This is a genomic window from Achromobacter xylosoxidans, from assembly GCF_014490035.1.
Classification (GTDB): domain Bacteria; phylum Pseudomonadota; class Gammaproteobacteria; order Burkholderiales; family Burkholderiaceae_B; genus Achromobacter; species Achromobacter bronchisepticus_A.
Genome location: NZ_CP061008.1, coordinates 3,432,863 through 3,445,353, shown reverse-complemented (window position 1 = coordinate 3,445,353; position 12,491 = coordinate 3,432,863). Strand labels below are relative to the sequence as shown.

The following is a 12,491-nucleotide window of genomic DNA, read 5'->3' as shown; positions in this document are numbered from 1 at the left end:
ATATGGATCCCTCCCAATTCACGCGCATCGCCGGCGGCCAGCCCCATCCGCTGGGCGCGGTCAGCGACGGCCTGGGCGTGAACTTCGCGGTGTTCTCGGCCAACGCCACGCGTATCGAGCTGTGCCTGTTCGATCCCAAGGGCCGCAAGGAACTGCGCCGCTTCGACCTGCCGGAATGCACCGACGAGATCTGGCACGGCTACCTGCCCGACGCGCATCCCGGGCTGGTGTACGGTTATCGCGCCCACGGCCCTCACGATCCGCGCAACGGGCACCGTTTCAATCCCCACAAGCTGCTGCTCGATCCCTACGCGCGCCAGTTGACCGGGCCGCTGCATTGGAGCGATGCGCTGTTCGGCTATCGCATGAAGCATGCGCGCGCCGACCTCAGCATCGACCGGCGCGATAGCGCGCCCGCCATGCCCAAGGCCATCGTGGCCGAGGAAACGCCCTTCACCTGGGGCAACAGCCGGCCGCCGGCCACGGCCTGGAACGATACCGTGATCTACGAGGTGCACGTGCGCGGCGCCTCCATGCTGCGCGAAGACCTGCGCCAGCCCTTGCGCGGCACCTGCTCCGCGCTGGCCGACCCGCGCTTCATCGAACACCTGCAACGGCTGGGCGTGACGGCCGTGGAGCTGCTGCCCGTCCATGCGTTCCTGCAGGACCGCTTCCTGACCGAACGCGGCCTGCGCAACTACTGGGGCTACAGCACGCTATCGTATTTTGCGCCGGAGCCCGCCTACCTGCAGCACAACCCGAACGAACTGCGCCAGGCTATCCGCCGGCTGCATGCCGCCGGCATCGAAGTGATCCTGGACGTGGTCTACAACCACACGTGCGAGGGCAGCGAGCTGGGGCCCACGCTGTCCTGGCGCGGACTGGATAACGCCAGCTACTACCGCCTGGTGCCGGGCGATGAACGCTACTACATCAGCGACACCGGCTGCGGCAACACCGTCAACCTGTCGCATCCGCGCGTCCTGCAAATGGTCACGGATTCGCTGCGCTATTGGGCGCAATCCTATGGCGTTGACGGCTTCCGCTTCGACCTGGGCGTCACCCTGGGCCGCGAAGGCACCGGCTATGACCCGGGTTCGGGCTTCTTCGACGCCGTGCTGCAGGACCCTGCCCTTGCCCGCCTGAAACTGATTTCCGAACCCTGGGACGTGGGCCCGGATGGCTACCAACTGGGTAACCATCCGCCCGGATTCGCCGAGTGGAACGACAAGTTCCGCGATGCCACCCGCCGCTATTGGCGCGGGGATCCCGCCATGCGCGGCGAGATGGCGGCGCGCTTGTGCGGATCGCGCGACCTGTTCGACCGCCGCCACCGGCGCCCCTGGAGCAGCGTCAACTACGTGGCCTCGCACGACGGCTTCACGCTGGCCGACATCGTCAGCTACGACGGCAGCCACAACCAGGCCAACGGAGAAGGCGGCAACGACGGCCACGGCGAGAACTACAGCCATAACTGGGGCGCCGAAGGCCCGACCGGGGACGCCGCCATCCTGGACACCCGGAAACGGGTGCAGCGGGCTCAGCTGGCCTGCGTGTTCCTGGCCGATGGCACGCCGATGCTGCTGGCGGGCGACGAATTCGGCAACAGCCAGGAAGGCAATAACAATGCCTATTGCCAGGACAACGCCCTGTCGTGGCTGGACTGGACGCAAGCGCAGGCTGACGACGGTCGTGAGCTATCCCGCTATGCGGCGCGCCTGATCGCATTGCGCCGCGCCCACCCCAGCACGCGCGCCGCGCGCTATGGCGACGCGGGCCAGGAGCTCGCGCCTGGCGTGAAAGCCATCTCCTGGTTCGATCCAGCAGGCGCCGAACTGGACGCCGCCGCCTGGGAGTCGGAGGCCAATGCCCTGGTCCTGCGCCGCGCCGCCTGCCGCGAAGACGGCAGCGTCGACGTAACGTTGCTGTTGCTGAATCCAGGCGCGGAAGACGCGGTTTTCCAGATGCCGCCGCCCGAACTGGCCTGGATCCGCGAGCTGGATTCCGCCACGCAGGCGCCTGCCGCGCCCTTGTCGGAGCCCGCCGTCACGGTGGCCGCGCACAGTGTGGTGTTGCTGGCGGCGACCTACGTGCCGGGAGATCCGCCATGACATACGACTATGCATCCGGCGCAATCCCGCTGGAGAGCGGCGTCACGCGCTTTCGGCTGTGGGCGCCGACCGCGCCCGCCGGCTTCGCGCTCGAGGTCGAAGGCCATCCTGCCATCGCCCTGCGTCCCGGCCCGGACGGCTACGTGCAGGCCGACGTGGACTGCCCCGTCGGCGCCCGCTATCGCTACCGCCTCGACGCGGACACGGTCGCGCCCGATCCGGCCTCGCGCCTGCAGTACGGCGACGTGCATGGCGACAGCATCGTGGTCGCGCCGGATGCCTACCCCTGGCGCTACGGCAGCTGGCGCGGACGGCCCTGGGAGGATGCCGTGCTGTACGAAACCCATGCCGGCCTGGAGGGAGGCTATGCGGGCCTGCTGGCGCGGCTGCCGGAGCTGGCAGCGCTGGGCGTGACCTTGCTGGAGTTGATGCCCATTGCCGACTTCCCCGGGCCGCGCAACTGGGGCTATGACGGCGTGCTGCCCTATGCGCCCGACGCGGCCTACGGCACGCCCGACGAACTCAAGCGTCTGATCGACGAGGCCCATGGGCTGGAAATGGGCGTGATGCTGGACGTGGTCTACAACCATTTCGGACCCGACGGCAATTACCTGCCGCGCTATGCCGCGCCGTTCTTCAGGCAAGACGTCGCCACGCCCTGGGGCGACGCCATTGATTTCCGTCAGCCGGCGGTCAGCCAGTTCTTCAAGGACAACGCGCTGTACTGGCTGACCGAGTACCGCTTCGACGGGCTGCGTCTGGACGCCGTGCATGCGATCGCGGGCCATGAATGGCTGCATGAGTTGGCCCAGCACCTGCGACAGCATATTCCGCCCGAACGCTACGTGCATCTGGTGCTGGAGAACGACGACAACCGCGCCAGCCTGCTGCAAGGCGATTTCGATGCGCAATGGAATGACGACGCGCATCATGCCCTGCATTGCCTCCTGACCGGCGAAAGCCACGGCTATTACGCCGACTACAGCGCCCAGCCGGCCCAGGCGCTGGCGCGCTGTCTGGCCGAAGGCTGGCTGTACCAGGGGCAGCGTTCACCCTACCGCGGCGGACAGCCGCGGGGCGAACCCAGCGCGGAACTGCCGCCGACCGCCTTCGTGCTGTTCCTGCAGAACCATGACCAGACCGGCAACCGTGCGGGCGGCGAACGCCTGACCAGCCTGGTGGACAGTCCCGCCCGGCTGCGCGCCGCGGTCGCGTTGCAGCTGCTGTCGCCGCAGATCCCGCTGATCTTCATGGGCGAGGAACGCGGCGCGCGCACGCCGTTCCACTACTTCACCAGCCATGCCGACCCGGCCCTGGCGCAAGCGGTGCGCGACGGCCGGCGGCGCGAGTTCTCGCGCTTTCCCGAATTCCAGGGCGCGGGCGCGCTGTCCGACCCGAACGATCCCGCGACCTACCTGGCCAGCAAGCCGCGCGCCAGCGCCGCGGACGCGCATGCCTGGATGCGGGACTACGCGGTCCTGCTGCATCTGCGCGCCCGCCTGATCGCGCCGCGGCTGGCTGGCGCGGTCAGCCTGGGCGCGGCCGCCATCGGCGAACGCGGCGTGTACGCGCGCTGGGAACTGGCGGGCGGCGCGCGCCTGACGGTCTATGCGAACTTCGGCCCCGATCGCCTGGCGCTGCCCGAGGCCTTGCAGGCGGGCGTCGAGGCCTATGCCACGCTGCTCTTCGAATCCGTGGCCGGCGCGCGCGACGCGCTGGTCCAGGGCGAGGTGTGCGGCGACAGCACCGTGTGGCTGCTGGAGGAGCCGGCATGACCACCACGCCCGCCGGCGATCCGGCCTTGTCCGCGCTGGCCGCCAAAGCCGGCATCGCCGAACACTGGACCGACGCGCGCCAGCGTCCGCGGCAGGTGTCGCCGGATACTCTACGGCTGCTGCTGGAGGGCATGGGCCTGCCGGCGGGCAACACCGATGACATCCGCGATAGCGACCATCGCCTGGGCGTGGAGCTCGGGGCCCGGCTGCCGCCCCTGCTGGTCGCGCGCAGCGGCATGCCTGCCTCCCTGCCCGCTTGCGCGCGCGGCCGCTACCGCATCGTGTGCGAGTCCGGGCTGACCTGCGACGGCGAGGTCGCAGAAGACGGCAGCCTGATCGCGCCGCAGGAGCCGGGATATCACTCGCTGCATTTGGCATGCGGCCAGACCGTGCTCGCGGTGGCTCCCCGGCAAGCGCCCAGCCTGGACGATCTGACCGATGGCATGCGACCGCGCGCCTGGGGACTATGCGCGCAGGTCTACAGTCTCAGGCGCGATGCCGGCCAAGCTGGCGACGGCGGCTTCGGCGGCTTCGGCGCGGTGCGCGAGCTGGCCGCCGCTGCCGCGGCCGAGGGCGCCGACGCGCTCGCCATCAGCCCGGTGCACGCCATGTTTGCCGCGCAACCGCAGCGCTGCAGTCCCTACGCGCCATCCAGCCGCTTGTTCCTGAACACCCTGTACGCGGATCCCGCCTCCATCCTTGGTGACGATGCCTTGCGCCGGGCGCTGGCCGAGTTGGCCGCCCAGCCGCCCGTAACCGACTTGATAGATTGGCCATCGGCCGGGATATGGCGGCAGCGCCTGCTGCGCGCGCTGCACCGCCAGTTCCGCACAATCGGACCGGAGGATGCCCGCCAGCGCTACGAGGCGTTCTGCGTCCGCCGCGGCAAGGCGCTGCGCGACCACGCCGTATTCGAAGCCTTGCATGCCGCCCAGGCAGCGCATGGCGCACACCACCTGCCCTGGACGCAATGGGCCGCGGGCCTGCGCGATCCGGACTCGCCGGAAGTCGAGCGATATGCGCGGCAGCATCCGGTCGAGGTCGACTTCCATCGCTACGCCCAATGGCTGGCCGCCGAAAGCCTGGGCCACGCGCAGAAGGCGGCGCGCCGCGCCGGCATGCGCGTGGGGCTGATCGCCGACCTGGCCGTGGGCGACAGTCCGGACGGCAGCCACGCGTGGAGCCGCCAGACCGACCTGATGCCAGGACTGTCCATAGGCGCGCCGCCCGACATCCACAATCCGCAAGGACAGAACTGGAATCTGGCCGCGTTCTCGCCGCGCGCGATGCATGCCCAAGGCTACGCGGCCTACATCGACATGTTGCGCGCCGCGCTGGCTCACGCTGGCGGCCTGCGCATCGATCACATCCTGGGCATGGCGCGGCTGTGGCTGGTACCGGATGGACTGGCCGCCGATGCGGGCGCCTATCTGCGTTATCCGTTGCGCGAACTGCTGGCGCTGACGGCGCTGGAAGCCTGGCGCCACCGCGCGCTTGCCATCGGCGAAAACCTGGGCACGGTGCCTGAAGGCTTCAACCGCGAACTGGCGGATCACGGCATCCTGGGCATGAATGTGCTGTGGTTCATGCGGCAGGAGCCTGACATGACCGCGCCGCCGTCCGAGCCGCCCAAGCCGGCGCCTTTTCTTGCCTCCGAAGACTGGCCCGTCCAGGCCGTGGCCATGACCTCGACCCACGACCTGCCGACCTTGCGCGGCTGGTGGGCCGAGCGCGACATCGACGTGCGCGCCGAACTGAACCTGCTGGGCGGCGGCGATGACGAGGCCACGCTGCGGCACAACCGGCGCATGGACCGCAGCTTGCTTGCGCAAGCCCTGGGCTGCGCCGTCGAACCCGCGCGGCCGCCGCTGGAGGACATGCTGCGCTTCGTGTCTTCCAGCCCTTGTCCCCTGCTGCTGGTGCCCATGGAAGACCTGGCGGGCGAACTGGAACAGCCCAACCTGCCCGGCACCGTGGATCAGCATCCCAACTGGCGTCGACGCCTGACCGCAAGCTGCGCGGCGTGCTTCGCCGACCCAGCCGTGCAAGGCCGGCTGCAAGCCCTGCGCACGGGGCGGAGTCGGCCATGACCATGCCGCGCGCCACGGTCCGCCTGCAACTGCATGCCGGCTACACGCTGCACGACGCCCACGCCTGCGTGGACTACTACGCGGACCTCGGGGTCAGCCACCTCTACCTGTCGCCCATCACCTGCGCCCGCCCCGGCTCGACGCACGGCTATGACGTCATCGACCATGGCGCGGTCAATCCGGAGCTGGGCGGAGAGTCCGCGCTGAGGGACCTGGCCCGGGCGGCCCGCCGGCGCGGGCTGGGCCTCATCGCGGACATCGTGCCCAACCACATGGCGGCACATCCCGCCAATGCCTGGTGGCGCGATGTGCTCGAACACGGCGCCGCAAGCGCGCATGCGCGCTGCTTCGACATCGACTGGAACGCGCCGGATCCCGCGCTGCGCGGCAAAGTCCTGCTGCCCATCCTGCCCGACTCCTACGGCGAGTCGCTGAATCAAGGCGTAATGGCGCTGCGCCACGACGCCACTACCGGGCGCGTCGAACTGGAGGTCTCGGGCCAGCGTTATCCCGTGGCGCCGGAATCGCTTGCGCGCGGGCTCGAACCGCAAACCCTGCTGCGCCGCTGCGACCCGGCGCGCGCATCCGGCCGCGAGCGCCTGCACCGGCTGCTGCAGAGCCAGCATTACCGGCTGGCCTGGTGGCGCTGCGCTGCCGATCAGATCAACTGGCGGCGCTTCTTCGAGATCAGCGAGCTCGTGGGCGTACGGGTCGAGGACGAAGCCGTCTTCGATGCCGTGCATGCGCTGCCGCTGCGCCTGTACGCGCAAGGCCTGCTCGACGGACTGCGCATCGACCACATCGACGGACTGGCCGCGCCGGGCGCCTATCTGCGCAGGCTGAATCGATGCCTGGCCGAAGCCGGAGCCAGCCGTCCGCCGGCTTGCGCCCAATCGCAAGCCTATCTGGTGGCGGAGAAGATCCTGGCGTCGGACGAAGCGCCCGATGGGCGCTGGCAGCTGCATGGCACCACCGGCTACGACTTCATGGATCAGGTCGGCGCCTTGCTGCACGACCCGCAGGCCGAAGCGCCGCTGCGGGCGTTCTGGCAGATGCTCACGGGCGATCTGCGCACGCCGCAACGCCAGCTGGAAGCGGCGCGCACGCGCATGCTGCAGCGGCACTTTTCCGCGGAACGCCTGGCGCTGGTCCGCTGCCTGGAACGTTTGGCGCGGCACGACCGCCGCACCCGCGACTGGTCCGCACCGGCCATGGACCGCGTGCTGTCCGCGTGGCTGGCGGCCTTTCCGGTGTACCGGACCTATGCCGAGGACGGCGGGCGCAGCGACGCGGACCGCGACCGCTGCGATGCGGCCGCGCAACGCGCCGCAACCCTCCTGCGCGCCCTTCCCGGCTCGGCTGACGCCGCCTTGCTGGCGCAATTGGATCGTTGGCTGAGCGGACTCCCCGCCGACCCCGCAACGGCGGATCATGCCGCCGCGCCGCTCGCGCAAGGTGAAACGGAAGCTGCGCAATCCCTGCGCCGGTTCCAGCAACTGACGCCGCCGCTGGCCGCCAAAGCGCTGGAAGACACGCTGTTCTATCGCTACGGCCCGCTGCTGTCGCGCAATGAAGTCGGCGCATCGCCGCAGCGGTTCGCGCTGGCGCCCGAGGCGTTCCATGCTTTGGTCGAAGCGCGGGCGCGCGAATTCCCCCACGCCATGCTGGCCACGGCCACGCATGACCACAAACGCGGGGAGGACGCGCGCGCGCGGCTGGCGGTGCTATCGGAAATGCCGCAAGCCTGGCGCAAGACCGCGTATCGCTGGATCCATGCCCTGCCCGACGCCGGGCAACTCACCTTGGCGGACCGGTACCTGCTGGTGCAGACGCTGATCGGGGCTTGGCCCGCCGGCTGGGATGCCGACATCATCGAACAGCGGCCGGCAAGCGTGGCCGCATGGATCGAGCGCGTGGCGCAGTGGCAGCTCAAGGCGCTGCGCGAAGCCAAGCTCCATACCAGTTGGACGGATCCTGACTCCGCTTATGAAGCCGCCGGGCTTGGCGCACTGGAGTTTCTGCGGGACGCGGCCCCCGGCCGGCGCCTGCTGGCCGAAATCGCCGCATACGCCCTGGAGCTGGCCCCCGCCGGCATGATCAACAGCCTGGCGCAGACGCTGTTGCGCAACACGTTGCCGGGCGTGCCGGATCTGTACCAGGGTACGGAGTTCTGGGACGTAAGCCTGGTCGACCCTGATAACCGGCGCGCGGTCGACTATCCGCCGCGGATAGCCATGCTGGCCCGCGCTCGCGCCAGCGCCGCCGTCCGACCCAGCGCAGTGGACTGGCGCAGCGGCGCGGTGAAGCAGGCCCTGATCCAGCGCCTGCTGTCGGCGCGGCTGCGCCACTCGGCATTGTTCGGCCAGGGCGAGTGCATCCCCCTGGCTGCAACCGGGACGCATGCACGGCACGTCGTCGCCTGGCTGCGGTGTCATGAAGACGAGTGTGCCGTGATCGCCGCGCCGCGGCTGTGCGCCCTGCGCCTGTCCGGCTACGCTCGCGGCGAGCCGCGGGCGGCGCGGGAATTCTGGGCCGATACCGCGCTGTGCCTGCCCGATGCGGTCAGGGACTTGGCGTGGCGCGATGCAATGGGCGACGAAAAGGCGCGGCGCGGCGCCGACGGTGCGCTGCCCTTGTCCGATCTGCTGTGCGAACTGCCGGTAGCACTGTGGCTGTCAGCGGCGGCTTGACGCTTCAATGACGATGCATGAAGCACAAACGGCCTTGTCCGCCCACAGCGGGACAAGGCCGTCCTTACCGCGATACCCGCCCGACTACAGGGCCCGGAACACGCGGTCTATGAGTCAGCGCGGCATCTTGCTTTGCTGGCCCGGGTTCTGGCCAGGTTGCTGCCGATCCTTGTCGGCATGCTGGCCGGATTGGCCGGGCTGCTGCTGCCCGGGCTGATTGCGGTCCCTGGGGTTTTCCTGGGCCTGTTGCTTCTGTTGCTGCTTTTGCTGGTCGGGCTGGTTCTGATTGGGCATTGCAAGTCTCCTGGAAGACGGAAAAAGCTCCGCCGCATTCCATACAGCAACCCGCGTGCCCAAACCCGCGCGGCGGTCAGCCCGCAGCCCCGCGTACGAGCGGACGCAAGGACCGCCGGTAAAGTCCGGCCAGGTTGGTAAAAAATACGCTGCGCGCCCAGCCCTATTGCGTGGCCGCGTGGCGCTTGCCGCGCGCTGACTGCGGTTCCTGCGCGGAAGCGTCGTAGGCGTCGAGCCAGGATGACGCATAGGCGGCGGGCGCGGCCAGCGGTTCGCCCTGGTCGCGTTGCGTGCGCAGCCGCACCGTCAATTCGTCCAGCGGCATGGGGCGGCCCAGCGCAAAGCCCTGGCCGTAGCGGCAGCCGGCCGCGCGCAAGGCGGGAATGTCCGCCACGTTTTCGACGCCTTCGGCCACCACCCGGCGGCCGAGCCGGTTCGCCAGTTCCGCGGCGGTGCGCAACACTTCGAAGGCGACCGCGCTGCGGCGCATGCGCGTGACGAAATACTGGTCGATCTTGACCTCGGACAGCGGCAGCGCCGACAGCAGCTTCAGCGAAGCGTGGCCGGTGCCGAAATCGTCCAGGCTGACCTCGCAGCCGGCATTCTCGAGCTTGAGCAGCGTGGCGCGCAGCACGTCGAGTTCGCGGATGGGCTGGTCTTCCGTCAGTTCCACGCGCACCAGCGACGCGGGCAGCTCAGCCGCATAGATGCGGTCCAGCAGGAAATCCACCGCGGCCTCGTCCGACAAGGTGGAGGCAGGCGCATTGATGGCCACGGGAATGGCGATTCCGGCGCGCCGCATCGTCAGCAGCATGTCTATGACACGCAGGCAGACGCGCTCGAAAAGCACCTTGTCCAGGCCCAGGCGGTTGACGGCGGGAATGAAGTCGGAAGGCATGATGATGCCCAGGCGGCGATGCCGCCAGCGAGCCAGCGCTTCGGCCGACACGATCCGGCCTGTCAGCAGGTCCACCTGCGGTTGCAACAGCATGCGCAGGCCATCCTTGCCGGTGATCATGGCGGCGATCTCGTCGTCGCTCGCCACCGAGTCTGTGGAAGCCTCTTGATTCGACATCATGTCGATACTCCTTGCGCGCCCCTGGGCGAAAACCTGCGCTGTCCGGGCGCAGAAAGAGGCACATTGGACTGAGTATTCCCAGCTACAGCGCTTTTTGTATGCCATTTCCAGACTTTCTTCCAGGCAATTCTGCGCCGCTGCGGCGGCAAAGTCACATATATGTATCCATACGTATTAAGCTGCTCGGATTCATGAATGAAACGGCCTTTCCGGCCCCGGCCGCCGCCCTCGCCGGAAAGCCTTGTCGACATGGTAGGGTTTGCGACTACCGCCCTGCCGGGCCCACCGCCGCTGCTGCTGTATTCCTAGCGTGAAGAACCTGTATTTCCGTTGGCGCGCCTCGTTGCGCAACGTCCTCTGGCTGGACGCCCTCCAAGCCGCGGCCATCAGCGCCGCGCCCGTCATCCTGGCCGTGCTGGCGCACGAGCCGCGCCTGGGCTGGAGCGCCATCGCGGCGTTCTGGGCCTGCTTCGGGGATCCGGGCGGTCCCCTGCGCCAGCGCGCGGGCGCAATGCTCGCGCTGGGGCTGATAGGCGCGCTGTTCTGCTTTCTGGCCAGCGTCAGCGCGGCCCATCTATGGCTGCTGCTGCCCCTGACCTTCGTGTGCTGCACATTTGGCGGCCTGTTGCGCGTGCTGGGGCCGGCCGCGGCCATCGTCGGCACCTTGCTGTCCGCGGGCTTCGTGGTGGCGGCCGAACTGCCCGCCCCGACCTGGGCGGAAAGCCTCTCATACACGCTGTTTTTCCTGGCCGGGGCGGCCTGGGCCATCCTGATGACGGCGCTGGTATGGCGCCGGCGTCCCTGGAAGGACGCCACCCACGCGGTCGCGCACTGCTACCGCGGCCTGGCGGACTTTGCCGACGCGCTGGCCCGCATGTACTCGGGCTTGACGCCCGCCGCCAGCCCCCAGGCCTGGAGCGCGGTCACGCGGCCGCAGCGCAGCGCCCAGCGTGCGGCGCTCGAAGCCGCACGCACCCGCATCCGCGAAGTGCAGGACGCGCGACCCTCGCGCCGCGCCCGCGCGCACCAGCTGCTGTACCTGCTGGACAATGCGGAGGACAGCTTCATCGCGCTGGTGGCCGCGGCCGATCTGCTGGAATCGAACGCGCCGCGCTGGCTCGGGCGCGGCGCCGGCGCCCATCTGTCGCATGCGCTGCACCGCTACGCCAGCCTGTGCAATGCCATCGCCAGCACTTCGGACGTCAACGACGCCAAGCAAACGCAGTGCCTGCGCGAGCGCCTGGCCCATTACAGCGCCGGCCTGCATGAACTGCGCGGCAGCGCCCTGGCCCACGCACCCGAACTCGCCACCATGGCGCCGGTGCTGGACCGGCTGTTGCACACGGCGCAGGCCGTCACTCAGTCCCTGTTCGACCAGGGGCAAGCCCCGGCGGCGCCCACACGCGACCGCCGCGCAGCCAACCCTGCGCAAGACGCCTGGCGCGCACTGCGCCAGAACCTGAGCTTCGAATCCGACGCCTTCCGCCATGCGCTGCGGGTAGGCGTGGGCGCCACCATCGCCGTGGCGCTGTCCAAGACCTTCGCCGTCAACCACGGCTACTGGATGTCGCTGACGCTGGTCTTCATCCTGCAGCCTTACTTCGCGACCACCTGGCAGCGCACGCTGGAACGCGTGGCCGGCAGCGTGGCCGGCGCCATCGGCGCTTCGTTGCTGGGCCTGTTCCTGAGCACGCCCTTGTCCGTGGCCCTGGCGGTCCTGCCCATCGCGCTGGGCACTTTCGCCGCGCGCACGATTCATTACGCGCTGTTCACGTTCTTCCTGACTTCGCAGTTTGTGCTGGTCACCCACATCCAGCAGCCCGAGATCCAGGAGCCGATGCTCGCGGCCCTGCGCGCGTTCAACAGCGTGCTGGGCGGCGTCCTGGCCCTGCTGGTGGGCTTTCTGGTCTGGCCCGAAAAGGAGCCGCGGCAACTGGCCGGCGCCCTCAGCCTGGCGCTGGAGCGTCACGCCGCCTATGCGCGCGCCCTGTTGCGGGCCAAGAGCGGCGATGCCGGCGATGGGCAGGACCTGGTGGCGCTGCGCCGCATGGCCTGCCTTTCCGCCGACAATGCGCAGGCGTCCTTGCAGCGGCTGCAGCAGAATCCGGTGCATCGCGACCGCAATGTCGGTACGGCGGAAAACCTGCTCAACGCCATGCGCCGCGTCACGGCGGCGGGTACGGTGCTGGAGCTGCAGCCGGCCCCGCCCGCCGGATCGCCCGCCGCCCAAGCGCTCTCCGAGTACGGTCCGGCCCTGGCGCATGCGCTGCATCCGCAGCAGCCCGCACCCCGCGCAAGCGACCGCCAACTGGCCGTGCCGCCTGCGGTGGCCGCGGGCTATCCGGAACTGGCAGCCCCGCTGGACCGCATCGCGCAACAGGCGCGCCAATTGCGCCAATTGCGCGAACGCGTGGAACGGACTCCCCCCGCGCCATAGCCTGCCGTTTGCGCTC

General features: G+C 69.4%; 7 protein-coding genes. 5 read left to right on the top strand and 2 right to left on the bottom strand.

Annotation, left to right across the window (positions count from 1 at the left end; genetic code table 11):
* The first annotated feature begins 2 nt into the window (after positions 1–2).
* The 4 genes from glgX to treY are packed head-to-tail and all read left to right on the top strand — an operon-like array spanning position 3 to position 8,666.
* Positions 3–2,111: a glycogen debranching protein GlgX gene (gene glgX / locus IAG39_RS16125; RefSeq protein ID WP_118932430.1), complete on the top strand. Its 2,109-nt coding sequence runs from the start codon at positions 3–5 to the stop codon at positions 2,109–2,111.
* Entirely contained in the window at positions 2,108–3,886 is a 1,779-nt protein-coding gene (gene treZ, locus IAG39_RS16120) for a malto-oligosyltrehalose trehalohydrolase (RefSeq protein ID WP_118932431.1), read from the top strand. The genes glgX and treZ overlap by 4 nt, the downstream gene beginning before the upstream one ends.
* Positions 3,883–5,976: a 4-alpha-glucanotransferase gene (gene malQ / locus IAG39_RS16115; protein ID WP_118932432.1), complete on the top strand. Its 2,094-nt coding sequence runs from the start codon at positions 3,883–3,885 to the stop codon at positions 5,974–5,976. Before treZ ends, malQ begins: the two co-directional genes overlap by 4 nt.
* Positions 5,977–5,978: 2 nt before the next feature.
* Positions 5,979–8,666: a malto-oligosyltrehalose synthase gene (gene treY / locus IAG39_RS16110; RefSeq protein ID WP_165867825.1), complete on the top strand. Its 2,688-nt coding sequence runs from the start codon at positions 5,979–5,981 to the stop codon at positions 8,664–8,666.
* 114 nt (positions 8,667–8,780) lie between these two features.
* Here the strand turns inward: treY and IAG39_RS16105 are convergent, their stop codons facing one another.
* Together IAG39_RS16105 and IAG39_RS16100 are read right to left on the bottom strand one after the other, a co-directional pair.
* Positions 8,781–8,960, bottom strand: a complete 180-nt coding sequence (locus IAG39_RS16105) for a hypothetical protein (RefSeq protein WP_059376020.1) — start codon at positions 8,958–8,960, stop codon at positions 8,781–8,783.
* Positions 8,961–9,123: 163 nt separating this feature from the next.
* On the bottom strand, positions 9,124–10,038 hold the full coding sequence (locus tag IAG39_RS16100; protein WP_118932434.1) for an EAL domain-containing protein: 915 nt from the start codon (positions 10,036–10,038) through the stop codon (positions 9,124–9,126).
* Between the two features lie 310 nt (positions 10,039–10,348).
* Between IAG39_RS16100 and IAG39_RS16095 the strand changes: the two genes are divergently transcribed.
* Positions 10,349–12,475 (top strand): FUSC family protein, encoded by a 2,127-nt coding sequence (locus IAG39_RS16095; protein ID WP_118932435.1) that lies wholly within the window; start codon positions 10,349–10,351, stop codon positions 12,473–12,475.
* The last annotated feature ends 16 nt before the right edge of the window (positions 12,476–12,491 follow it).

Coding starts and splice junctions, on each gene's coding strand:
- glgX (WP_118932430.1), top strand. CDS start 3: ATGGATCCCTCCCAATTCACGCGCATCGCCGGCGGCCAGCCCCATCCG.
- treZ (WP_118932431.1), top strand. CDS start 2,108: ATGACATACGACTATGCATCCGGCGCAATCCCGCTGGAGAGCGGCGTC.
- IAG39_RS16100 (WP_118932434.1), bottom strand. CDS start 10,038: ATGATGTCGAATCAAGAGGCTTCCACAGACTCGGTGGCGAGCGACGAC.
- treY (WP_165867825.1), top strand. CDS start 5,979: ATGCCGCGCGCCACGGTCCGCCTGCAACTGCATGCCGGCTACACGCTG.
- IAG39_RS16105 (WP_059376020.1), bottom strand. CDS start 8,960: ATGCCCAATCAGAACCAGCCCGACCAGCAAAAGCAGCAACAGAAGCAA.
- malQ (WP_118932432.1), top strand. CDS start 3,883: ATGACCACCACGCCCGCCGGCGATCCGGCCTTGTCCGCGCTGGCCGCC.